At 67.4% G+C, this 24,542-nt stretch carries 17 protein-coding genes; 5 read left to right on the top strand and 12 right to left on the bottom strand.

Annotated features, from left to right (window positions below; translation table 11 throughout):
- The first annotated feature begins 13 nt into the window (after window positions 1-13).
- Window positions 14-1,057: an endonuclease/exonuclease/phosphatase family protein gene (locus ACTDI4_RS09175; protein ID WP_442840860.1), complete on the top strand. Its 1,044-nt coding sequence runs from the start codon at window positions 14-16 to the stop codon at window positions 1,055-1,057.
- A 20-nt stretch (window positions 1,058-1,077) separates the two neighbouring features.
- Here ACTDI4_RS09175 and ACTDI4_RS09170 read toward each other — a convergent pair whose 3' ends face one another.
- Window positions 1,078-2,757, bottom strand: coding sequence for an electron transfer flavoprotein-ubiquinone oxidoreductase (locus tag ACTDI4_RS09170; protein ID WP_442840859.1), 1,680 nt, complete (start codon window positions 2,755-2,757; stop codon window positions 1,078-1,080).
- A gap of 196 nt (window positions 2,758-2,953) precedes the next feature.
- Between ACTDI4_RS09170 and ACTDI4_RS09165 the strand changes: the two genes are divergently transcribed.
- Both ACTDI4_RS09165 and ACTDI4_RS09160 read left to right on the top strand, forming a co-directional pair.
- Window positions 2,954-3,562 (top strand): hypothetical protein, encoded by a 609-nt coding sequence (locus ACTDI4_RS09165; RefSeq protein WP_442840858.1) that lies wholly within the window; start codon window positions 2,954-2,956, stop codon window positions 3,560-3,562.
- Between the two features lie 38 nt (window positions 3,563-3,600).
- On the top strand, window positions 3,601-4,431 hold the full coding sequence (locus ACTDI4_RS09160; RefSeq protein ID WP_442840857.1) for a uracil-DNA glycosylase: 831 nt from the start codon (window positions 3,601-3,603) through the stop codon (window positions 4,429-4,431).
- 9 nt (window positions 4,432-4,440) lie between these two features.
- Here ACTDI4_RS09160 and ACTDI4_RS09155 read toward each other — a convergent pair whose 3' ends face one another.
- Entirely contained in the window at window positions 4,441-5,307 is an 867-nt protein-coding gene (locus ACTDI4_RS09155; RefSeq protein WP_442843310.1) for a DMT family transporter, read from the bottom strand.
- An 87-nt stretch (window positions 5,308-5,394) separates the two neighbouring features.
- Entirely contained in the window at window positions 5,395-7,695 is a 2,301-nt protein-coding gene (locus tag ACTDI4_RS09150; protein ID WP_442840856.1) for a xanthine dehydrogenase family protein molybdopterin-binding subunit, read from the bottom strand.
- A gap of 152 nt (window positions 7,696-7,847) precedes the next feature.
- Here ACTDI4_RS09150 and pepN point away from each other — a divergent pair, with 152 nt between their 5' ends.
- The gene (gene pepN / locus ACTDI4_RS09145) at window positions 7,848-10,490 is read left to right on the top strand and encodes an aminopeptidase N (protein ID WP_442840855.1); all 2,643 of its coding nucleotides are present in this window, start codon (window positions 7,848-7,850) and stop codon (window positions 10,488-10,490) included.
- 122 nt (window positions 10,491-10,612) lie between these two features.
- The gene (locus tag ACTDI4_RS09140) at window positions 10,613-12,922 is read left to right on the top strand and encodes a PAS domain-containing sensor histidine kinase (protein WP_442840854.1); all 2,310 of its coding nucleotides are present in this window, start codon (window positions 10,613-10,615) and stop codon (window positions 12,920-12,922) included.
- A gap of 57 nt (window positions 12,923-12,979) precedes the next feature.
- Here ACTDI4_RS09140 and ACTDI4_RS09135 read toward each other — a convergent pair whose 3' ends face one another.
- From ACTDI4_RS09135 to ccmI, 9 genes are all read right to left on the bottom strand, one after another.
- Complete coding sequence (locus ACTDI4_RS09135) at window positions 12,980-13,447, bottom strand: hypothetical protein (RefSeq protein WP_442840853.1); 468 nt, start codon at window positions 13,445-13,447, stop codon at window positions 12,980-12,982.
- A gap of 63 nt (window positions 13,448-13,510) precedes the next feature.
- Window positions 13,511-16,477 (bottom strand): bifunctional [glutamine synthetase] adenylyltransferase/[glutamine synthetase]-adenylyl-L-tyrosine phosphorylase, encoded by a 2,967-nt coding sequence (locus ACTDI4_RS09130; protein WP_442840852.1) that lies wholly within the window; start codon window positions 16,475-16,477, stop codon window positions 13,511-13,513.
- Window positions 16,474-17,940: an ATP-binding protein gene (locus ACTDI4_RS09125; RefSeq protein ID WP_442840851.1), complete on the bottom strand. Its 1,467-nt coding sequence runs from the start codon at window positions 17,938-17,940 to the stop codon at window positions 16,474-16,476. Before ACTDI4_RS09125 ends, ACTDI4_RS09130 begins: the two co-directional genes overlap by 4 nt.
- 6 nt (window positions 17,941-17,946) lie before the next feature.
- On the bottom strand, window positions 17,947-18,621 hold the full coding sequence (locus tag ACTDI4_RS09120; protein ID WP_442843309.1) for a response regulator transcription factor: 675 nt from the start codon (window positions 18,619-18,621) through the stop codon (window positions 17,947-17,949).
- A 192-nt stretch (window positions 18,622-18,813) separates the two neighbouring features.
- A complete protein-coding gene (locus tag ACTDI4_RS09115; protein ID WP_442840850.1) occupies window positions 18,814-20,337 on the bottom strand; it encodes a Do family serine endopeptidase in 1,524 nt (507 codons plus the stop codon).
- Window positions 20,338-20,467: 130 nt separating this feature from the next.
- Entirely contained in the window at window positions 20,468-20,938 is a 471-nt protein-coding gene (locus ACTDI4_RS09110) for a cytochrome c-type biogenesis protein (RefSeq protein ID WP_442840849.1), read from the bottom strand.
- Window positions 20,935-22,926, bottom strand: coding sequence for a heme lyase CcmF/NrfE family subunit (locus ACTDI4_RS09105; RefSeq protein ID WP_442840848.1), 1,992 nt, complete (start codon window positions 22,924-22,926; stop codon window positions 20,935-20,937). The genes ACTDI4_RS09110 and ACTDI4_RS09105 overlap by 4 nt, the downstream gene beginning before the upstream one ends.
- Before the next feature lie 18 nt (window positions 22,927-22,944).
- Window positions 22,945-23,385 (bottom strand): cytochrome c maturation protein CcmE, encoded by a 441-nt coding sequence (gene ccmE / locus ACTDI4_RS09100; protein ID WP_442840847.1) that lies wholly within the window; start codon window positions 23,383-23,385, stop codon window positions 22,945-22,947.
- A gap of 4 nt (window positions 23,386-23,389) precedes the next feature.
- Window positions 23,390-24,517 (bottom strand): c-type cytochrome biogenesis protein CcmI, encoded by a 1,128-nt coding sequence (gene ccmI / locus ACTDI4_RS09095; RefSeq protein ID WP_442840846.1) that lies wholly within the window; start codon window positions 24,515-24,517, stop codon window positions 23,390-23,392.
- Window positions 24,518-24,542 lie beyond the last annotated feature (25 nt).

The raw sequence follows: 24,542 nt of genomic DNA, 5'->3' as shown, positions 1-24,542 counted from the left end.
ATAAGGATCGTGCATGAGCGGAGCGCGCTTGCGAAAGATGACGGTGGAATGGACAAACGTGGCGATGCTCGCCACGGCGCTGGCGCTGTTGGCCGGCTTCTTCGGCAGCTTCCACCCGGCGTTCGATTCGCTGGCGCATTTCCGCGTCCATCTGGCCGTGCTTGCGGCGCTTCTGGCGCTGCCGATGCTGGCCACCGGCCATCGCCTGCCGGCGCTCTCGGTGCTGATGTTCGCGGCCGTCGCCTTCTCGACGACGTCGAATGCCCTGAGCTTTCTGGGGCTGGGGCGTGTCGAGGCGGGGCTGGCGGCAACGCCTCCCGACCAGGCCACATACCGCCTTCTGCAGATGAACCTGCTCTACAACAACCCCACCCCCGAAAAGGTGCTGTCGCTGATCGGGCGCACCAAGCCCGACGTGGTAACGGTGGAGGAAGTCTCGGAGATGTGGCGCGGCAAGCTCGGACTGCTGGCCGCCGCCTACCCCCACAGCGTATTCTGCCCCTACCCCAACGGCTTCTTCGGCGTGGCCATCCTGTCACGGCGCCCCTTCGTCGAAGGCACGCAGCCGCAATGCTTCGGACGCGGCGCGCTGGCCATCGCCAAGGTGGACTTCGCCGGCACGCCTGTCGACGTGGCCGCCCTGCATCTGGGCTGGCCGTGGCCTTTCCGCCAGGCTCGCCAGATCACGGCGATGTCGGCACAATTCGAAACGCTTTCCGAAACCGCCATCATGGCCGGCGACTGCAATGCCGCCCCGTGGAGCGCCGCCGTGCAGCGGGTGGCGGAACTGGGCGGGCTGAAGGTGGTGCCGTCGATCGGCCCCAGCTGGCTCCACATCCGCCTGCCCGAATTCCTGCGCTTCGCCGGACTGCCGATCGACCAGGTATTCTCCAAGGGCGCGATCCTCATCCACCAGACGCAGAGGCTGGAAAACACCGGCTCCGACCACCTGCCCGTGCAGGTGGATTTCTCCATCCGCCCTGGCGAGCGCGAGCCCGACAGCGAGCGTGCCAGCGCCATCGCCGCCGCGTGGCCGGAGCTTCCACCCTCCCTGTAAGGAGGGAGGGCAAGAGCGCCTTACATGTTCTGGTAGACCGGGCCTTCGCCGCCCTGCGGCGGCACCCAGTTGATGTTCTGGTTCGGGTCCTTGATGTCGCAGGTCTTGCAGTGCACGCAGTTCTGCGCGTTGATGACGAAGCGCACATCCTTGGCCGAAGGGTCTGCCGCCGCATTGCCGTCCTTGTCCACCCACTCGTAGACGCTGGCGGGGCAATAGCGGGTTGACGGCCCGGCGAAGACGTCGTGCTCGGACCGCCGCTGCAACTCCATGTCGCCGACGATCAGGTGCACTGGCTCGTTCTCCTCGTGGTTGGTGTTGGACAGGAACACCGAGGAAAGCCGGTCGAAGGTCAGCACGCCGTCAGGCTTGGGATAGTCGATCTTCTTGTGCTTGGAAGCCGGCTCGAGCGAAGCAGCGTCGGTCTTGCCGTGCTTCAGCGTGCCGAAGGGCGAGGCGCCGAACAGCGTGTTCAGCCACATGTCGAGCCCGCCCAGGCCGATGCCGACCAGCGTGCCGAAGCGCGACCACAGCGGCTTGACGTTGCGCACCTTCTTCAGATCCTTGCCGATGTCGGTGGCGCGCCAGGCGTTCTCGTAGGTCGTCAGTTCGTCATTGGCACGGCCGGCGGCTATGGCCTCCGCCACATGCTCGGCCGCCAGCATGCCCGACAGCACCGCGTTGTGCGAACCCTTGATGCGCGGCACGTTGACGAGACCGGCCGAGCAGCCCATCAGCACGCCGCCGGGGAAGGACATTTTCGGAACCGACTGCCAGCCGCCCTCGGTGATGGCGCGGGCGCCGTAGCCGATGCGCTTGGCGCCTTCGAAAGTGGGCGCAATGGCGGGATGCGTCTTGAAGCGCTGGAATTCCTCGAAGGGCGACAGATAGGGATTCTTGTAGTTGAGGTGGACGACGAAGCCCACCGCGACCTGGTTGTCCTCCAGATGGTAGAGGAAGGAGCCGCCGCCGGTCTTCATATCGAGCGGCCAGCCGAAGGAATGCTGCACGAGGCCCGGCCTGTGGTTCTCCGGCTTGACCTGCCACAGTTCCTTGAGGCCGATGCCAAACTTGGTCGGCTCGCGCCCATCCGAAAGATTGTATCTGGCGATGAGCTGCTTTGCGAGCGAGCCGCGCGCGCCCTCGCCGATCAGCACATATTTGCCCATCAGCGCCATGCCAGGCGCGAAATTCGGTCCGTGGGCGCCGTCCCGCTCCACGCCCATGTCGCCGGTGATGACGCCGGTGACGGCGCCGTCGTCGTTGTAGACGAGGCTCGCGGCGGCGAAGCCGGGATAGATCTCCACGCCCAGCGCTTCCGCCTTCGCGGCCAGCCATTTGCAGACATTGCCGAGCGAGACGATGTAGTTGCCGTGATTGTTCATCAGCGGCGGCATCAGGATGTTGGGCAGGCGGAACGAGCCCGCCGGTCCGAGCACGAGGAAATGATCGGCCGTCACCGGCGTCTTGAAGGGGTGATCGCCTTCTTCGCGCCAGCCCGGCAGCAGCCGATCGATGCCGATGGGATCGACGACCGCGCCGGAGAGGATGTGCGCGCCGACCTCGCCGCCCTTTTCCAGCACCACGACGGAAAGCTCGGGGTTGACCTGCTTCAGGCGGATCGCCGCGGCAAGGCCGGCAGGCCCCGCGCCGACGATCACTACGTCGAACTCCATGCTTTCGCGTTCAATCTCGCTCATAAATCCCTCCGCACCGCTTGCCGGATCATAGCTGGCTCAGCGCTCCATAGCGCATCAATTCACAACGGGAAACCGGCGAAAAGACCGCATTCCACATCGCGGCTGCGGGATGCCGCGTGCAGGCGGCCTTGCGGCGGCGTTGCGATCGGACATACTGGCGCCTATGCGCAGTCCCGATCCGCCCGGATTCCAGCCGATGCGCCTTGTTGCCGCGCGCCATGCGCGCATGGCGATGCTGCTGGGTCTTTGCCTGCTGCCGGCCGTATCGGCAAGGGCGGAGGAGCGCAAGGAATGGGCCGCCGGCCCTTATGCATTTTCCGACGAGCAGGGCGGATTCCTGATCCGCGGCGCATCCGGCAGCGGCACCCGAGACGACCCGATCGTGATCCATGAAGAGCTGGAATCGGCCTCGCCGGTGACGCTGACCATCCGCGCCATACGTCCGATCCGCCCCTTCGACGCATCGGGCGAGTATGTCAGCGGCATCATGTATATGCGCGTCTACGCGCTCAACAACAGCGGCCTGCCCTGGGTGGAGTTCGAATTCGAGCTCCAGGAGATATTGGGGCAGCCCAGCACCTTCGGCGACGGGCTTTCCTTCGACCAGCGATCGAAAATCCCGGAGAACATCGCCTCCCCCGATTTCGCTACCTTCAGCCGCGAGTTCGAGCCCTACGACAGGCTGCTGTTCAGGGACGGCAAGGTCGACCCGCTGGAAACGGCCCAATTCGAATTCCTGGTGACCGACTACACCCCGCGCTGGGTCTTCTACATCGTGCAGGACCCCCGCATTCCCTCGACCTGACGCTTGCAAATCCGGCGCGCCCGAACGAAGGTGCGGCCATGATCACCCTCGACAATGCCATCGATACCCGCGCGCTGCTGGCCTTCTATGCCGAGGCCGGCGTGGACGAGGCGCTGGACGAGGCGCCGATGAACCGCTTCGCCGAGGCAGCCCCGCAGCCCAGCCCGCCGGTAGCGGCGCAGCCGGCCGCGGCACGGGCAGCGGCGGTGCCGATTGCGCCGGCAGCGCCACGCCCGGCACAAGCCGCAGTGCCCGACGAGGCGCAGGCGGCCCTTGCCCGCCAGCTTGCCGCCGGCGCCGCCACGCTGGCGGAACTGCGCGAGGCAATGGCTTCCTTCGACGGCTGCAACCTGAAATTCACCGCCAAGAACCTGGTCTTCTCCGACGGCAACCCGGAAGCTGCGCTGATGCTGGTGGGCGAGGCTCCCGGCCGCGACGAGGATATCGAAGGCCGCCCCTTCGTCGGCCGCTCCGGCCGGCTGCTCGACCGCATGCTCGCGGCGATCGGGCTCGACCGCCAATCGGCCTATATCGCCAATGTCATTCCCTGGCGCCCGCCGGGCAACCGCGCGCCGACGCCGCACGAGACCGAAATCTGCCGCCCCTTCATCGAGCGGCAGATCGAGCTGGTGGGGCCGAAAGTGCTGGTCAATCTCGGCGGCCCCTCGGCCAAAACCTTGCTCAACACCACCGAGGGCATATTGCGCCTGCGCGGCAACTGGCGCGTGCACACCACCGCCTCCGGAACCGTCATCCCGGCCATGCCGACGCTTCACCCCGCCTATCTGCTGCGCACCCCGGCGCACAAGCGGCTGGCCTGGCGCGACTTCGTCGAGGTGAAGATGAAGCTGAAGACCCTTCAGGCCTGAGCGGGCGCTTCAGCCTTGCGGTCCGGTCACCTTGCGCACGCTCGCGCGCTCGAGGCCGAGCTGGCGCTCGCGCAGGATGATGAAAAGCCCGGCTCCCACCACGATCAGGCCGCCGACGAGCATGTAGAGCGTGGGCACGTCGCCGAAGGCGAAGAAGCCGACCACGATCGCCAGCACCATCGAGACATATTCGAAGGGCGCGACGACAGAGACTTCGGCGTGGCGGTAAGCCGAGGTCATCAGGATCTGGGCGAGGCCGCCGCAGAAGCCCGACGAGATGAGCAGGGCGTATTGCTGGAAGCTCAGGGCCTGCCAGCCGAACGGAATCGAAAGCAGCGACAGCACGCTGGCCATCAGCGAGAACCACAGCACGATGGTGGCGGTGCGTTCGCTGTGCACGAGCGCGCGCACCAGTATGGCCGCGACGGCCGACGTGCAGGCGCCGGCAAGGGCGGCGGCGACGCCGAACACCTCCTCCTCGCCCAGGGCCGAGCCCGACGTCAGCAGAGTGAGTTCCGGCCAGGCGATGATGACCACGCCCACCAGACCCACCGCCACCGCGCTCCAGCGATAGATGCGGATCGCCTCGCCCAGGAAGATCGAGCTGAAGACGACGACCAGGAGCGGCTGGGCGTAGTTGAGCGTGATGGCGTCCGGCAAAGGCAACCGTGTCAGCGCGGTGAAGGTGAGCCCCATCGAGCAGACCCCGATCACCCCGCGCGCAACGTGGCCCAGGGGCCGCTTGGTGGCGAAAGCGGTGCCCAGCTCTCCCTTGAAGCCCAGGAAGAGCAGGATCGGAAAAATCGCGAAGAACGATCGGAAGAAGACGATCTGCCCGGCGGGCACGGTGCCGGCAGCCTTTATCAAGGACGACATCGCGACGAACACCGTCACCGACGTGATCTTGAGCGCGATGGCGGTCAGTGCGCCGCCCGCGCCGGAAACCGCGACTGAACTCACCCTCTACACTGCCCCTCGGATCGCGCCCCAGATACGTGCCGGCGTTGCCGGCATCTCGATATGGCCGATACCGTAGGCGCGGTAAAGGGCGTCCGTGACGGCGTTGAGCGCCGCCGGCGTGGAGCCGATCGTGCCCGCTTCGCCCGCCCCCTTGATGCCGAGCGCATTGGTGACGGACGGTACGTTGCGCGTCTCGAAATGGAAGAACGGCACCGTGTCGGCGCGCGGCATGGCATAATCCATGAAACTCGCCGTCAGAAGCTGGCCGTCCTCGCCATAGACGGCGTTCTCGGTCAACGCCTGGCCGATGCCCTGCACGACGCCGCCATGCACCTGGCCGGCCAGCAGCATCGGGTTCACCGTGACGCCGAAATCGTCGACGATGGTGTAGCGCACGACCTGGGTCGCGCCGCTGTCGGGGTCGATCTCGACCTCGCAGATGTGCGTGCCGTTCGGGTAGGTGCATTCGTCCTGACGGAATTCGCCGAAGCCCTGCAGGTCCTGCGGCCTTCTCGCCGCCCTGGCGACGGCGGCGAAGTCGATCGCACGGTCGGTGCCGACGATGCGGGCCTGGCCCTCGACAAGCTCGATGTCGGCGGCCGAGGCTTCCAGCTCGTCGGCGGCGATCTTCCTGATCTTGGCGGCGAGGTCCTCGCCCGCGCGCGCGGCCGAAACGCCGCCCAACGGGATGGAGCGCGAGCCGCCAGTGCCGCCGCCGGCCTTCAGTTCATCCGTGTCGCCCTGGCGCACCCTTATCCTTTCGATCGGAAGATCGAGCTTTTCGGCGACGAACTGCGCATAGGCCGTCGCATGCCCCTGGCCGTTGGACTGGGTGCCGATCTTGAGCGTCACGGTGCCGTCGCCGTTCAGTTCGACATGGGCAGGCTCGGAGCCGGGAAAGGCGCAGGCTTCGATATAGGTCGCCATGCCGATGCCCCGGATCTTGCCGCGCGATCCGGACTCTGCCAGCCGCTCGGAAAACCGAGTCCATTCCGCGCGTTCCATGGCAAGGTTCATATGTCCCTCGAACTCGCCATTGTCGTAGAGCCGCCCGGTCTGGGTACGGTAGGGGAACTGCTCGGGACGGATGAAATTGCGCCGGCGTATCTCGTCGGCCGCAAGGCCCATGTCGCGGGCGCAGGCATCGACCAGCTTTTCCAGCAGCAGCGCGGCTTCCGGCCTGCCCGCGCCGCGATAGGCGTCCACCGGGCAGGTGTTGGTGTAGAGGCCCGTCACCGAGACGTCGAGCGCCGTGATGTCGTAGGCACCGGTGGACATGGTCACGCCGAGATAGGGGATGAAGGGCGCATATTGGGAAATGTAGGCGCCCATATTGGCCTTGAGGTCGATCCTGAGCGCCAGGAAGCGCCCTTCCCCGTCCATGGCCATCTCGGCCACCACGAAGTTGTCGCGGCCTTGCGCGTCGGTCAGGAAATGCTCGGTGCGGTCGGCCGCCCATTTGACCGGATGGCCGAGGCGCCGCGCCGCCTCCAGCACCAGCGCGTGCTCGCGATAGACGAAGGCCTTGGTGCCGAAGCCGCCGCCCACGTCGGGGGTGACGACGCGCAGTTTGCCCTTGTCCACCCCGAACAGCGAGCACAGGATCTTGTGCATGGAGTGCACGCCCTGCGAGCCCGTCGTCAGGGTGAAGCGCTTTTCGTCCGCATCCCACTCGCCGATCGCGGCGCGCGCTTCCATGTAGTTGCACACCAGCCGGTTGTTGTGGAACTCGACGCGCGTGATCCTGGTGGCTTTCGCAAAGGCGGCGTCGGCAGTGGCCTTGTCGCCGAAATGATGGAAGAAAGCGCGGTTCGACCCCAGTTCCGGCCAGACCAGAGGCGTCTGCGGATCGAGCGCAGCGGCCGTGTCGGCGGCTGCGTCCTCGGCATCGTAGTCGACCTCGATCAGTTCGGCCGCGTCCTGAGCGAGGCCCCGGCTGTCGGCGACCACGAAGGCTACGGCATCGCCGACGTAATGCACGCGCCCGCGGCACAGGAGCGGGATGTCGCGCGTCGGCGCACGGGTGCCGTCCGGCTGCGGCTGCATGACCTCGCATTTCAGTCCGCCGAGATGGGCGACGTCGTCGCCCGTCAGCACCAGATGCACGCCCGGCGCCGTGCGCGCCGCCTCCAGCGCGCCGATCGTGAAGCGCCCGTTGGCGACCGGAGAGCGCAGCACATAGCCATGCAGCAGGCCTTGAGGCTGAATATCGTCGGTGTAGCGGCCCTTGCCCGTGATGAAGGCGCGATCCTCGACACGCAGCACCGAGGCGCCCATCCCGAATTTCGGCGTGACGGCAGTCATCGAAGACCCTCGCGGTGATGGATCGGGAAGCGAGCCTTTGACATAAGGTCCGTGGCAGTGTTGTCGAGGGGGGCTTTGGTGTAAAGAGCGCAGGCTTCAGTTTTTGTTGAACCTCGCGGTCCGCCGCCACGAACATGCAGGAGCGTCGACGGATGCGCACCGACACCGGCCAGATCTTCCGGCTCGAGGACTACCGTCCCAGCGCCTATCTCATCCCCGAGACGGAGTTGATCTTCCGCCTCTCGCCAGAGGCCACGCGCGTGACAGCCACGCTCACGGTGGAACGGCGCGAAGGCGCACCCGTGGACGCGCCGCTGGTCCTGGACGGCGACGGACTGCAACTGGTGCGGCTGGAGATCGACGGCGACGCTGCAACGGCGGACGCCTGCGAAGTCTCTGCGGACCGGCTGGCCATCATCCTGCCGCCGGCCGCGGACCGCTTCAGGCTGCTGATCGAGACGGAGATGGCGCCCGCCCGCAACGAGGCGCTGATGGGGCTCTACCGCTCCAACGGCGTGTACTGCACCCAATGCGAGGCCGAAGGCTTCCGGCGCATCACCTATTTCCTCGACCGGCCGGACATCCTTTCCGTCTACACGGTGCGCGTGGAAGCCGAGCGCGAACACGCGCCGCTGCTGCTTTCCAACGGCAATCCGGTGGAGCACGGCGACCTTGGCGAAGGCCGGCACTATGCGGTGTGGCACGACCCGTTCCCGAAACCCTCCTACCTGTTCGCGCTGGTGGCAGGCGACCTCGGCAAGGTCAGCGACCGTTTCGTCACCATGTCCGGCCGAGAGGTCGAACTCGGCATCTATGTCGAGCACGGCAAGGAGAAGCTGGCCGGCTACGCCATGGACGCGCTGAAGCGCTCGATGCGATGGGACGAGGAGGTGTTCGGCCGCGAATACGACCTTTCCGTGTTCAACATCGTGGCCGTGTCCGACTTCAACATGGGCGCCATGGAGAACAAGGGCCTCAACATCTTCAACGACAAATACGTCCTGGCCGACAGCGAGACGGCGACCGACGCCGACTTCGCCAATATCGAGGCGATCATCGCCCACGAATATTTCCACAATTGGACAGGCAACAGAATTACTTGCCGCGACTGGTTCCAGCTCTGCCTGAAGGAAGGACTGACCGTCTACCGCGACCACGAGTTCTCCGCCGACCAGCGCTCGCGCGCGGTCAAGCGTATCGCCGAGGTGCGCACGCTGCGCGCCCACCAGTTCCCGGAGGACCAGGGTCCGCTGGCGCATCCGGTGCGGCCGCGCCGCTACCGCGAGATCAACAACTTCTACACCGCCACCGTCTACGAGAAGGGCTCGGAGGTGGTGCGCATGATCCGTACCATCCTCGGCGCCGAAGCGTTCCGCGCCGGCATGGATCTCTACTTCCAGCGCCACGACGGCGAGGCCGCCACGATCGAGGACTTCCTGAAGGTGTTCGAGGATGCCTCCGGGCAGGACCTTTCGCAGTTCGCGCTCTGGTACCAGCAAGCCGGAACCCCGCACCTGGCAATCGCCTCCGCCTACGACGCGGCCCGGCAGGAACTGACATTGGAGATCGAGCAGTCGCTGCCGCCGACGCCTTCGGAAGCCCGCAAGCGGCTGATGCACATTCCGCTGGCCTTCGGCCTCGTCGGGCAGGACGGCAGCGACCTCGCCTATCAGGCGGCCGATGGCGCCACCGTTGAGAACGGCATCATCCATGTGCACAAGCGCCGCCACACCGTGCGCTTTTCGGGCGTGGCCGAGCGGCCGGCGCTGTCGCTCAACCGAGGCTTTTCGGCGCCGATCACGCTCTCCGTCGAGCAGAGCCCGCAGGACCAGATCTTCCTCGCCGGCAACGACAGCGACGCCTTCTCGCGCTGGCAGGCGTTCAACACGCTGCTGAGCGAGGCGCTGATTGCCGGGTGCCGCACCGTGCTGGGAGGCGGAACGCCGCAATTCGCGCCCTGGCTCGGCGACCTCGCCGGCCGCATCGCCGGCGACGAAACGCTGGAACCTGCCTACCGGGCGCTGTCGCTGAACCTGCCCGGCGAGGCCGACATCGCCCGCGAGATCGGCAAGGATATCGACCCCAACGCCATCTTCCAGGCCCGCGAGGCGCTCGCACGGGCGCTGGCGGAAGGCAACCGGCCGGCCTTCGAGGCGCTTTACCACCGGCTGCGCGACAACCGCGCCTTCAGCCCCGACGCGGCGAGCGCCGGTCGGCGGGCGCTGCGCAACTGCCTGCTCGACTATCTGGCCCTGCTGCCCGGCGGCGCCGGGCTCGCGGCCGAGCACTTCCATTCGGCCACCAACATGACCGATCGCGCGGCGGCACTTGCCGTGCTGGCGCACCGCCATGCAGGCTCGCCTGAGGCGATCGAGGCACTGGCCGCCTTCGAGCGCGCCTACGCCCACGACCCGCTGGTGATGGACAAATGGTTCCAGATCCAGGCCGCCGCGCCCGGCCCGCAGGCACTGGAGACGGTGCGCACGCTCTGTGCCCATCCGGCCTTCTCGATGACCAACCCCAACCGGCTGCGCGCCCTGGTCGGCACCTTCTCCGCCGCCAACCAGACCGGCTTCCACCGCCCCGACGGCGAAGGCTACCGCTTCTTCACCGAGACGGTGCTGGAGACCGAGAAGCGCAACCCGCAGATGGCGGCCAGGCTGGCGACGGCGCTGCGCTCGTGGCGCTCGCTGGAGCCGACGCGCCAGGCGCGGGCGCGGGCCGCACTTCTGTCGCTGGCCGCCGGGGCGCAGTCGGCCGACCTGAAGGACATCGTGGAGCGCACGCTGGCCTGAAAACGCGTCTTTTTTCGTCCGCCCACTGGACAAGGCGAATCAGCTTTGATTCCTTACTGATGATTCGGAAGTGCGGCGTTGCCGGATCTTCAAGCGGGGCAGAGTTGCAGGAGAGCCATTTCATGGCCAAGGCGGACGCGTGGGGCGCGCCCGGACGGACGGCTTTTGAAAGACGCAGGGACATGCCGCACAGGAGCGGTCTGGCCGGCAACATGCGTCTCATTGCCGAACCGGCCTACGGCAGGCTGCTGGCCGCCGAGCCGATCCTGCGCCGGCTGATCCCGACGCTCATCATCCTGTTCCTGGTGGTCGTGGCGGCGCTCAGGACGCTTTCCCTGATGAACTGGCACGACGAGATCGAGCGCAACGCCAAGGCCCTGCTGGCGCTCTCAGCGGGACAGTTGGCCCAGGCCGGCAGCGCCGCTCCCGACAGCGCCCAACAGGCGCTGGAAACGGTTGCGCGGCTCGGCGCGCTGAGCCCCAGCCACGTGCTGGCCATCACCGACGCCCGCTTCAAGATCGTGGCGGTCACTCCCCGCTCCACGCTCTGGTACGGGCGCCACCTCGACAGCATCGTCACCGGCGGGCAGCCGCTGTTCCTGTTCGGCGAGCGCGCCGGCGTGACCACCGTCGGCATCGACGAGGAAGACTGGTACGCCGCCGTCGAACTGAGGGACGGGTACGCCGCTGCGGTGCTTGTCCCCCGCGAGGCGGTGTTCGCGGAATGGCGCCGGGGCGCCTCGCTCAACGTGACGCTGTTCGTGCTGACGGCGGGCGTGCTCATCATCGTGCTCTACGCCTATTTCTGCCAGGTCTCGCGCGCGCAGAGCGCCGACCGCATCTATCTGGAAGCCCATCAGCGCGTCGACATGGCGCTGGTGCGCGGCCGCTGCGGCCTGTGGGACTGGGACATGGCGCGCGGGCGCATGTTCTGGTCGCGCTCGATGTACGACCTGCTCGGCTACGAGCCCTGCGACACCATGCTGTCCTTCGGCGAGGTGCACGAGATCATCCACCCGGAAGACGACGACCTGTTCGAGCTGGCCAACCGCATCGTGGCCCGCGAGATCGACCATATCGACCAGGTGTTCCGCATGCGCCACGCCGACGGGCGCTGGGTGTGGATGCGCGCGCGTGCCCAGGTCGTGGACCCCGACGCGCCCGAGATCCAGCTCATCGGCATCGCCGTCGACGTCACCGAGCAGCGGCATCTCGCGCTGCGTTCGGAAGCGGCGGACCTGCGGCTGCGCACGGCGATCGAGAACATCACCGAATCCTTCGTGCTGTGGGACGCCGCCGACCGGCTGATCATGTGCAATTCCAAGTACCAGCACGACAACGGCCTGTCCGACCGCTTCGTCATGCCCGGCACGCCCCGGGCGGTGATCGAGGGCAACATGCTGGCCTTCGCCTCCGAGCGGCGGCTGGCCAACGTCAACGGGCCGAAGGCCGGCGTGACCTACGAACGCCAGCTCGCCGATGGCCGCTGGCTGCAGGTGAACGAGTTGAAGACGCGCGACGGCGGCACCGTCTCCGTCGGCTCCGAGATCACCCAGATCAAGCAGCACCAGGACAAGCTGGTGGACAGCGAGCGGCGGCTGATGGCGACGATCCACGACCTGTCGCTGGCGCGGCGGGCCGAGGAGGAACGCGCGCACGAGCTGGTCGAGCTGAACCGCAAGTACATGCTGGAGAAGGAGCGCGCCGAGGCCGCCAACCAGGCCAAGTCCGAGTTCCTGGCCAACATGTCGCATGAGTTGCGCACGCCGCTCAACGCCATCATCGGTTTCTCGGAACTGATGCAGCAGAGCCTGTTCGGCCCGCTGGGCTGCGACCGCTACGAGGAATATGCCACCGACATCAACTCCAGCGGCAAGTATCTTCTGGGCGTCATCAACGACATACTCGACATGTCTAAGATCGAGGCCGGGCAGTTCTCCATCGACCGCGAGGAGATCGACCTCAATCCGCTCATCGGCGAGGCGGCGCGGGTGGTCTCGCTCCAGGCCGCGGAAAAGAACATCGCGGTGGAAACGCGCATCGCCGAGGCGATGACGCTCGATGCCGACCGCAGGGCCGTCAAGCAGATCATCATCAACCTGCTGTCGAACGCGGTGAAGTTCACCGGCCAGGGCGGCCATATCGTGCTGAAGGCGCGCAAGACCGCGGGCGCCATGACGCTGACCATCGAGGACAATGGCTGCGGCATCCCGAAGGAGGCGCTGTCCAAGCTCGGCCGGCCGTTCGAACAGGTGCAGAACCAGTTCTCGAAGAACCACGCGGGCTCGGGCCTCGGCCTGGCCATCTCCCGCTCGCTGGCCGAACTGCATGGCGGCGCGCTCAAGATCCGCTCGGTCGAGGGCCAGGGCACCATCGTGTCGGTGCGCATCCCCTCGCGCAGGCCCTCCCTGCCCATCAAGAGGGCGGCATGAGTCTCGGGTGATGCGGGTCTCCGGCGGCATGCGCCGCCGGAGTGACGTCACGCAAGCCTACTGCATGCGCTTCTCGCCGCCCCACCGGCGGTGGTGGCCGTCGGGCCCGCGCTTCGGCAATTCGTTCTGCTCGATCTTGCCGTCATTGTTCTTGTCGAGCAGCGCGAACACCTTCTTCTCGCGGCCCGTGATGTCGTCGGTGGTCAGCGTGCCGTCGCCCTTGGTGTCGTAGCGGGCGATGATGCGCTTGGCCATCTGCTCGAAACGCGCCTTTTCCAACGCGTCGGCAAGCTGCTCGACGGTAAGCTTGCCGCCATTGTCGGCAACCAGCTTCTTCAGGCGCGCATCCATGACGTCCGAGAACTGGTCGAAGGTGATGGCGCCGTTGTTGTCCTTCACGGCCTTCTGCAGCCGCATCATCATGCGGCCGCGCATTGCGCCGTCGCCCTGAGGCTGGGCATGAGCCGCGCCGAGGGTTCCCGCCAGCGCGACGAAGGCGAGCGCGAGTGTGGTCGACTTACTCATGGTCTTTCTCCTGTTGCACCGTCACCCCCGATGCGACGGAAACGGCCGTTCAGGCTCCATCCATCATGACCGTTTCCCACGAAGCAGAAGATCGAAATGCTCCCTGACCTTCCGCGACGTTTCCTTCAGATGTGCCTCCAGCACGCCGAAATCCGGCAGGTCGGTGGCGGCCAGCAGAAGATCCGCCAATCCCGGCGGAACGTCGGCCCTGTCGAAGGGGTTCACCAGGCACAGCCGGATGATCTGCGTGAGCGCCAGATAGAGCGACCAGGCGTCGGTCAGTTCCTGGCGCGCCTGACCGCCGGCGAAGGAAGACGCAAGATGGGCCAGCGTCACCGCCGTCGAGGTGCTGCGCGCCGCATTTTCCGTCCCGCCGGTCAGCGTGGCCACCTGCGCGATGAATTCGAGGTCGATCAGCCCACCGGGGATCAGCTTGACGTCCCAAAGGTCGCGCGGCGGCTTCTCCTCCTCGATCAGGGCGCGCATCTCGCGGGCCTCGGCCATCACCTTGGCGGCGTCGCGCGGCTGGGCCAGGATCGCGTCGACCTCGGCCACGATCGCCGCCGACAGATCGACGTCGCCGGCGATCGGCCGCGCCCGGGTCAGCGCCATCTGCTCCCAGGTCCAGGCCTCCTGCCGCTGATACTTGCGGAAGGCGTCGATATGGGTGGCGACGGGGCCCTTGTTGCCTGACGGCCTCAGCCGCAGGTCCAGTTCGTAGAGCACGCCCTCGGCGGTCGGCGCGGACACCGCGGCAATGAGGCGCTGGGTCAACCGGCTGAAATAATGCGAGGGCGCCAGCGGCTTGTCGCCGTCGGATTCCTCGGCGTCCGCGTCGTGGTCGTAGAGCAGGATCAGATCGACATCCGAGCCCGCCGTCAGCTCGCGGCTGCCCAGCTTGCCCATGCCGAGCAGCGCCACCCGGCCGCCCGCGACGCGGCCGTGGCGGCGCGCGAACTCCTCCGTCACCGCGTCGAGCGCAGCGCCGATCGTGAGGTCTGCGAGGTCGGAGAAGGCCGTGCCGGCGCGCTGGGCCTCGATGGAGCCGGCCAGCAGCCGCACGCCGATCAGGAACTTCTGCTCGGAAGCGAAGATGCGCAGCCGGTCGAGCACCTCCTCATAGGCACGCTCGCCGTCGATGAAGACCTCCAGCCGTTCCGCCAGATAGGCGCGGTCGGGCAGCTCCGCCAGCAGCGCCGGGTCGAGCAGGCCGTCGAAGACATGCGGGCGCCGGGTGATAACGGCGGCGAGCCGGGGAGCGGCCCCCATGATGGTGGCGATGAGCTGCAACAGCGCGGGCTTGGATTGCAGCAGGGAAAAGAGCTGGATGCCGGCCGGCAGCCCGGCCAGGAACTCGTCGAAGCGCATCAGCGCCTCGTCGGCGCGGCGGGTGCCGCCGAAGGCCTGCAACAGTGCCGGCGTCAGCTCGGTCAGCCGCTCGCGCGCCTCGGCGGAGCGGGTGACGCGGTAGCGGCCGAAATGCCAGGCGCGGATGACGCGGCAGATGTCGCTTGGCCTATGGAAGCCCAGCCGCGACAGCGTCTGCAAGGTGTCGGGATCGTCCACATCGCCGGTGAAGACGAGATTGCCGATACCGGCGGAAAGCTCGGGCGCGGCCTCGAACAAGGCCGCATAGTGCCGCTCCACCTGCTGCAGCGCGGCCCGGAACGCGGCCGCGAACGCATCGACGCCGGCATAGCCCAGCATGCGGGCGATGCGCTCCAGCCCCTCGTCGTCCTCCGGCAATGTGTGGGTCTGCTCGTCGGCCACCATCTGCACGGCGTGCTCGACGCGGCGCAGGAACCAGTATTGCGCCGTCAGCGCATCGCGCGCCTCGGCCGTGATCCAGCCGCGCGCGGCAAGCTCTCCCAGCATGGAAACGGTCTCGCGGCCGCGCAGTTCGGGAAAGCGGCCGCCGGCGATGAGCTGCTGCGTCTGCACGAAGAACTCGATCTCGCGGATGCCGCCGCGGCCGAGCTTGACGTTGTGGCCCCTGACCGCGATCTCCCCATGGCCCTTGTGGGCGTGGATCTGGCGCTTGATGGAGTGAACGTCGGCGATCGCCGCATAATCCATATATTTGCGCCACACATAGGGCTGGAGTTCCTTCAGGAACGCCCGGCCGGCAGCAAGGTCGCCGGCTATCGGCCGCGCCTTGATCATGGCGGCGCGCTCCCAGTTCTGGCCGCGCCCCTCGTAGTAGGTCAGCGCGGCCAGCACCGGGATCGCCAGCGGCGTCGAGCCGGGGTCGGGCCGCAGCCGCAGGTCGGTGCGGAACACGTAGCCGTGCTCGGTGCGGTCCTGGAGGATGCGCACCAGCCGTCGCGTCATGCGCGAGAACAGCTCCGTGGCGTCGTAGGCGTCGAGGATCGCCGGCGCCTCCGGATCGAAGAAGACCACGAGGTCGATGTCGGAGGAGAAGTTCAGTTCGTGGGCGCCAAGCTTGCCCATGCCAAGCACGATCCAGCCGCAATTGCGGGCCGGGTCCTGCGAGTCGGGCAGTTTCAGCTTGCCCTGGCCGTGGGCGTCGCGCAGCAGGAAATCGACTGCGGCACGCACACAGGCGCCGGCGAGATCGCTCAGCCGGCGCACGGTGAGCGCCGTCTCGGCCTCGCCCGCCAGTTCGGCGAGCGCGATCAGGAAATGCGCCTCCGCCTTCAGCACGCGCAGTTCCATCATCAGCGACGCCTCGGACACGCCTTCGGCATTCGGGCTCAGCGCGACGGCGGTGACGATCTCGGCCAGCCGCTGTTCCACCGTGCGCCCGAACAATATGTCCAGCATCTGCGGCCGGCGCCGGGCCAGATCGCGCAGGAAAGGCGACAGGTCGAACACCGCGGCGAGGAAGCGCTGCTCCGGCCCCTCCCCCGACAGGAACACCTCCAGACGGGAAAGTCCCTCCGCACCGGCGGCGGCGGCCACCTCGGCAAGCTCGCGGCGCGCGCGGCCGGCATCCAGCGGCGCCAGTTCGACCGAAGGCCGCAGCAGCCACGCTTCCATCGTCGGTGCCCTTGCTGCGCCTGCGGTCATTTCGGATGCTCCTGCCCTTCGGGAAAGCTCATGACGACCGACAGTCCAGGATCGGCGGGCACCAGATCAAGCCTGCCCTTGTGGAATGTCATGATTGCCTTGGCCAGGCTCAGCCCAAGGCCGGACCCCGGCTGCGAGCGGCTCTTTTCCAGCCGCACGAAGCGCTCCGTGACGCGCGCGCGATCGGCATTGTCGGGAATGCCCTGGCCGTTGTCGCTCACCGCCAGCTTTATCATGCCGCCGGCGCGCGCCAGCGCCACCCGTACCCTGGGGCTGGCAGCGGCGTCGACGGAATATTTGATGGCGTTGTCGACGATGTTCGACAGGGCCTGCCCGATCAGCTCGCGGTTGCCGTCGACGGTGAACGACCCCTCCGCGGACGTCTCCAGCGAGACCCCCGCCTCTTCGGCCACCGGTTCGTAAAGCTCGGCCACGTCGCGCACGGCGGCCGCCAGGTCCACCTTGACCATGTGTTCGGCCGAATAGCCGGCCTCCAGGCGCGAGATCATCAATATGGCGTTGAAGGTCTTGATGAGATGGTCGGATTCGGCGATGGCGCCTTCCAGCACCTCGCGGTAGTCCTCGGCGCTGCGGTCGCCGGCAAGTGCGGCCTCGGCACGGTTGCGCAGGCGCGTCAGCGGGGTCTTCAGGTCGTGCGCGATATTGTCGGAAACCTGCTTCAGCCCCTCGTTCAGGGTGGCGATGCGGGCCAGCATGGCGTTGAGGCTTTCGGACAGGCGGTCGAACTCGTCGCCGGCCCCGCTGACGGGAAGCCTGCCGGTCAGGTCGCCACCCATGATGCGCCGGCTGGCCTCGGACATGCCGTCGAGGCGCTTCAGCGCCGCGTGGCCCACGAAGAACCAGATCAACAGGGCGCCGAGGCCCATCATGCCCAGCGCCAGCATCAGCGCGCGGCGCACCACGGCGCGGAACAGTTCCGGCTCGCCGAGGTCCCGCCCCACCAGCAGGATCATCTGGTTCGGCAGGCGCAGCACCACGGCGATGGCGTTATGGCCGCGTTCGCCCTCCGGCCTGGCCTGGGCCGAGCCCTGCTGTTCCTCGCTGCCGCGCAGGCGCTCCAGCTCGCCCTCGCCGTAGCGCTGGTAGTGGAACGGGCGCTGCGTCCAGCCGTCCTGCTCCAATATCCCCGGCTCCAGGCTCTGGACATTGCCGGTGAGAACCTGGCCGTTGGCGTCGGCGATAAGATAGAGGTTGGCGCCGGGCTGGCGGGCGCGCTGCTCCACCACGCGCACCAGCAACGGCAGGCCGCCGCGCTGGTAGGCGCGGGCAAGGCCCAGCACCTCCTCGTTGATGGTCTCCTGGGTCTGCGCCATCAGCATGCGCGCCGACAGCGAGGTCATATAGAAAACGAGCGCCATCGCGCACAGCGCGAACAGCAGAAGGTAGAGCGCCGAGAGCCGCGCTGCCGTCGTCTTCATGATGGCCGGCACGGAAAGCGCCATCGGACTTCATCCGCTCTTCAGCATGTAGCCGGCACCCCGGACGGTATGCAGGATCGGCTTGTCGAATCCCTTTTCGATCTTGCCGCGCAGCCGCGAGACATGCACGTCGATGACGTTGGTCTGCGGGTCGAAATGATAGTCCCAGACATTTTCCAGGAGCATGGTGCGCGTCACCACCTGGCCGGCGTGGCGCATGAGATATTCGAGCAGGCGGAACTCGCGCGGCTGCAGGGTGATCTCGCGCCCGGCGCGCTTGACGGAATGCGACAGCCGGTCGAGTTCGAGGTCGCCGACATGGTAGGCGGTATCGCTCTCGCGGGCGCCGGCGCGCCGGTTCAGCACCTCGACCCGGGCCAGAAGCTCGGTGAAGGCATAGGGCTTGGCCAGATAGTCGTCGCCGCCGGCGCGCAGGCCGGTGACGCGGTCGTCCACCTCGCCCAGCGCCGAAAGGATGAGCACCGGCGTGGTGTTGCCGCGCGAGCGCAGCGCGGCGATCACGGAGAGCCCGTCGCGTCGCGGCATCATGCGGTCGACCACCATGACGTCGTAGTCGCCCGAATCGGCCAGCGCGAAGCCGGTTTCGCCATCGCCGGCGAGATGGACGGTGTGGCCGGCCTCGGTGAAGGCCTTTTGCAGATACTCGGCCGCTTCCCGGTCGTCTTCTATGACGAGAATCTTCATGGAGCCGTTATAGGCGATTTCGTCGGGTCTGGTGAACGACATGAGCAACTGCCCCAAAAACTGACGCGGCAGCGGGTGATGGGGACCCGCTGCCGCCGGAGTCGGGCCGGCTACTGGTCTGTGCGTCCGGCTCCTTCTTTCCCAAGCGACGGCCCGGGGGTGTTGAAACCGCCGCCTGGGAAAAGCATCGCGTCAGCCCTTGGCCACCGGCAGGGCGACGAAGCGGTTGCTGTCGTCGCGGCTGATCTGCACCAGCACGGACTTGCGCCCGGCCTTGGCGGCGTCGGCCATCGCCCTGGTGACGTCGCCGCTGCCGTTCACGTCCTGCGAATTGACAGCCACGATGACATCGCCGGCCTGGATGCCGCGATCGGCGGCAACGCTGTCGGGATCGACGTCCGTGACAACCAGTCCCTTGCCGTCCTCCGACTTGGTGACGGTCAGGCCGAGGTCAGCGAGCGACTGGCCGCTGTTCTGGGACGGTGCCGACTGCTCGTCGGCCGACGCCTGCTGTTGGGTGGGCAAGGTGCCGAGATCGACCTTCACCGTCTCGGACTTGCCCTGGCGCCACAGGGTGACGTTGACCATCTTGCCCGGCTGGTAGGCGCCGATCATGCGGGCCAGATCCCTGGACGAAGCCACGTCCTTGCCGTCCACCTGGGTGATGACGTCGCCGGCCGTGATCCCGGCCTTCTTGGCCGGACCGTCGTCCTGGGCGCTGGCGACCAGCGCGCCCTTCTGCGTGCTCAGGCCCAGCGATTCGGCGATGTCGGCCGTTACGGGCTGAATCTCGACACCCAGCCAGCCGCGCGAAACCGAGCCGTTCTTGATGAGGTCCTCGACCACCGTCTTGGCGGTGGAGGCGGGAATGTCGAAGGCGATGCCCACGCTGCCGCCGGAGGGCGAGAAGATGGCGGTGTTGATGCCGACCACCTGGCCGGTGAGATCGAAGGTCGGACCACCGGAATTGCCGCGGTTGACCGAAGCGTCGATCTGGATGAAGTCGTCATAGGGACCGGCGCCGATGTCGCGGCCACGGGCCGATACGATGCCGGCCGTGACGGTGCCGCCGAGGCCGAAAGGATTGCCCACGGCCACCACCCAGTCGCCGACGCGTACCTTGGAGTCGTCGGCGAAATCGACATAGGTGAACTTCTCGCCCTTGCCATCCACCTTCAGCACGGCAAGGTCGGTGCGCGGATCGGTGCCCACCAGCTTGGCGTCAAGCTCCTTGCCGTCGTTGGTGACCACGGTGAAGGCGGTGCCTTCCTGCACGACATGGTTGTTGGTCACCACATAGCCGTCCTCGGAAATGAAGAAGCCGGAGCCCTGGGCCACCGGGCGCAGTTCGCCGCCCCGGTTGCCGCGGTTGGGCCGGCGATTGCCATTCTGGTCGCCGAAGCCGCGGAAATCCTTGAAAAAGCGCCGCAGTTGCGGGTTGTCACGGAACATGTCGGGACCCTGGAACGTGTCCGAATTGTCGGCCGTCGTCTGGGTCTTGGCGACGCGCACGCTGACGACTGCGGGAGTGACCTTCTCGACCACATCCGCGAAGCTGGGGACCTGCGGAGCCTGGACGCGGACCGCGTCGGCCAGCACCGGAGCGGTTCCGGTGGTGACTGCGCCGAAGCCGATCGCGCCGGCGATTGCGAGGGAGGCGGCCGCAGCCATGAGGCGCGTGCGGGTACGGGAACGGGATGAGGGAGCGGTTGTCATCGGTCTGGTGTCCTCTTGAACCGGAATTGAACGGGATGCCGCCGGCATCCGTTGGCCAAGAGATAGGGCGGCCCACATTACGGGCCCCTTTCCAGTGGATGAAACTTTCGTAATGTTGGCGCAGCCGCGCTCAGTCGCGGCGCAGGATGGCGTCAAGTGCCGTTTTCTCCTCGTCGGTGAGGGCCGCCGACTGGGGCGCCGCCGGGCGCCTGCGCGCCGCCCGGAACACGAATATGCCACCGACCAGAAGCAGCAGCGCCGGCGCGGTCCACAGCAGAGCGTTGCGCAGGTCGAAGCGCGGTTTCAACAGCACGAACTCGCCATAGCGCGAGACGATGTAGTCCATCACCTGCTGGTCGCTGTCGCCCGCCCGGAGACGCTCGCGCACAAGCACGCGCAGGTCGCGCGCCAGATCCGCGTCCGATTCGTCGATCGACTGGTTCTGGCAGACCATGCAGCGCAGGCCTTCCGAAAGCGTGCGGGCGCGTGCTTCCAGCGCCGGGTCGGCGAGCATTTCGTCCGGCTTCACCGCATGGGCGGCGCCGGTGAAAAGCAGCGCCACGGCCAGGGCGAGCGGTGCGAGTGAAAGCCGACTTCTCATGACGGGCGCGCGGCGAGCGCGGCCGCCCGCTCCCTGCGCCTGGCCGGCGCGCCGACCCGCAGCCGCCGGTCCATCAGCGACATGGCGCCACCTATCATCATGACGACACCGCCCAGCCAGATCAGCGTGACCAGCGGTTTCCACCAGATGCGCACGACGACCGAGCCGTCCGTGCCCTCGTCGCCCAGCGAGACATAGAGCTGGCTGAAGCCGAGGGTCTTGATGCCGGCTTCCGTGGTGGCGGTCTGCCGCACGGGGAAGAAGCGCTTGGAAGAACTGACGGTGCCGACCACCTCGCCGTTCCTGCCCAGAAGCTCGAAACGGGCGCGATCCTCGGTGTAGTTCGCGCCCTGGACTGGATAGAGCCCGGCAAGACGCAATGTGTGGCCGGAAATCTCCACCGTCTCGCCGGCATGCACGGACAGGATGCGCTCGGTCCCGAAGCCGAGCGCGCCGACCATGCCGAGGATGGTCAGGCCGAGGCCAAGATGGGCGAGCGCCGTGCCGAAGACGGAGCGCGGCAGGCCGACGAAGCGGCGCAGCATGACCGATGCGTTGCGCACCGTGCCCAGCCCCGACTTCATGGCGAGATCGGTCAGCGCGCCGATGACCAGCCAGGCGGCAAGGCCGGCGCCGAGCGCCGCCAGCGCCGAGCCGCCGTCCAGGACGAAAGCCGTGACCAGCATGGCGACCAGGGCGGCCGCGAATGCGGCCATCAGACGCTGCGCTGCGGCAAAGGCATCGCCGCGCTTCCATGCCAGCAGCGGACCGAACGGCACCAGGATCAGCAGAGGCACCATCAGCGGCACGAAGGTGAGATCGAAGAAGGGGGCGCCGACGGAAATCTTGTCGCCGGTCAGCGCCTCGAGCGCCAGCGGATAGAGCGTGCCGATCAGTATGGTGGCCGTAGCGGTGGTCAGGAACAGGTTGTTGAGCACCAGCGCGCCCTCGCGCGAAATCGGCTGGAACAGGCCGCCGGTCGTCAGCGCGGATGCGCGCAGGGCAAACAGCGCCAGCGAGCCGCCGATGAAGAAGGTGAGGATGGCCAGGATGAAGACACCGCGCGCCGGATCAGTGGCGAAGGCGTGCACGGAGGTGAGCACGCCTGACCGCACCAGGAAGGTGCCGAGCAGCGACAGCGAAAAGGTCAAGATCGCCAGAAGCAGCGTCCAGATCTTCAGCGCCGAGCGCTTTTCCATGACGATGGCCGAATGCAGCAGCGCGGTGCCGGCCAGCCACGGCATGAAGGAAGCGTTCTCGACCGGGTCCCAGAACCAGAAGCCGCCCCAGCCCAGTTCGTAATAGGCCCAGTAGGAGCCCATGGCGATGCCGCCGGTCAGGAATATCCAGGCCATCAGCGTCCAGGGCCGCACCCAGCGCGCCCATGCCGCGTCGATGCGCCCCTCGATGAGGGCGGCCACGGAAAAGGAGAAGCAGACCGAGAAGCCGACATAGCCCAGGTAGAGCAGCGGCGGATGCACCGCCAACCCGAAATCCTGGAGCACGGGGTTGAGGTCGCGCCCTTCGATGGGGGCCGGGTTCAGCCGTGCGAACGGGTTCGACGTGGTCAGGACGAAGAGAAAGAAGGCCGCGCCGACCAGGCCCTGCACGGCCAGCACATTGGCCTTCAGCTTTTCCGGCAGGTTCGTGCCGAACGCCGCCACCAGGGCACCGAAGAAAGTGAGGATGAGCACCCACAAGAGCATGGAGCCCTCGTGATTGCCCCAGGTGCCGGTGATCTTGTAGAGCATCGGCTGGAGGGAATGGGAGTTTTCCCAGGCGCTCGCCACCGAGAAATCGGAGGTGGCATAGGCAACCACCAGCCCCATGAAGGACAGGGCCGTCAGCGCAAAGCCGGTGATGGCGGCCGGCCCCGCCACGGCCATCATGCGCGCATTGCCCGTGCGGGCGCCGATCAGCGGTACTGCCGTCTGCACCAGCGACAGTGCGAAGGCGAGCACGAGCGCGAAATGTCCGATCTCAACCATGGCGGCTGTGCCCGTTGCTCAATTGGTGCTCTCCTGCCACACGCCCTTGGCCTTGAGTCCGTCGGCCACCTCCTTCGGCATGTAGCGTTCGTCATGCTTGGCCAGAACGCTGTCGGCGACGAAGGTGCCGCCGGCGTCGAAGGCGCCTTCGGTGATGACGCCCTGCTCCTCGCGGAACAGGTCGGGCAGGATGCCGGTATAGGTCACCTTGACCGAGCGTTCGCCGTCGGTGACGGCGAAGGCGACGGTGGCGCCCTGCCCGCGCACGATCGTGCCGGCCTCCACCAGACCGCCCAGCCGGATGCGCTGGCCGGGGGCCACATCGGCCGCGGCAAGGTCGGCCGGCATGTAGAAATAGGATGCCTTCTGGCCGAGCGCATAGAAGGTGAGCCCGGTCGCCGCGCCGAGGAAGACGAGGCCCGCCGCGATCACCGACAATCTCTTCTGCTTCCGGGTCATGGCTCTACTCCGTCGCCGCCGCCAGCCCCAGCGTGGCGGCAAAGGCGGTGATCTTCTTGGCCTCGGCACTGTCGGGGCCGAATGCGGCAACGCCGCGGCCCAGCGCCTCGCGCGCCTGGTCGGCCTTGCCCAGCACGGCGTAGGAACGGATGAGCCGCATCCAGCCCTCCTCGTCGCGCGGGTTCTGCCGCAGCCTGTCGTCCAGGCTCGCCACCATTGTCTCGATCATGGCGGCGCGGTCCTGCGGCGACATCGAGGCGGCCGCGGTCATCTCCTCCTCGGTGGGAGCGCTTGTGGCCGTCTTGTCGCCGGCCTCGGCCAGCGCCTGCTGGACCGCCCTGCGCCAGGGGGATGCCGGCGGCAGCGTGGCCAGCATGCTTTGCCACGCGGCCCTGGCCTCCGCGCCGCGGCCTTCCTGCGCCAGTGCGACAGCCAGATAGAAGCTCGCCTTGGCGTCGCCCGGTTCCAGCTTCAGCGCCTCCTCGAACGCCGCCTGGGCAGCGGCGGAGATCACGCCGCCGGCAGTGCCGGCTATCGCTTCGCCCAGCCCCGTCTGGCGCTGGGCCGTCGGCCCCTCCAGCCGCAGGGCGTTGCGATAGGCGGTGGCCGCATCCGCATAGCGGCCCATGCGCAGGTAGATCGGGGCAAGCACGTCCCAGCCACGCCCGTCGTTGGGATTGGCCGCCAGATGAGATTCTGCGCGGGCGATCAGTTCGTCCGCCGAACTGTCGGCGGGGTTCTTGGTCAGCCGAGCGGCCAGCGGCTGCGAGGGCAGGTCCGGCGATCCGATCTCGCTGTAGAGGCCCCAGCTCACCAGCGGCACGGCAAGCACGGCAATTGCCGACACCAGACGCAGCGCCGTCGGCGCCGACCGGGCGGCACCCGCCTGCGCATGGCCTCCGCCTTCCAGGCGCAGGATGCGCCGGCCGATCTCGGCCCGCGCCTGTTCGGCCTCCGCCGGCTGTATCAGACCGCGTGCAAGGTCGCCGTCGAGTTCGGAAAGTTGGTCGCGGTAGACCGCAAGATCATGCGACGAGCCGTCCCGTGCTGCCCGCCTTCCGCCGGCGAGCGGCAGCAGCACCGTCAGGCTCGCACCCAGCGTCAGCGCCGCAGCTATGATCCAAAACATCATAACAGTTCCAATAGCCGCACGGCCG

Source organism: Mesorhizobium sp. PUT5, assembly GCF_052216645.1.
Lineage (GTDB): Bacteria > Pseudomonadota > Alphaproteobacteria > Rhizobiales > Rhizobiaceae > Mesorhizobium.
This window is presented reverse-complemented; position numbering and strand designations above follow the sequence as displayed.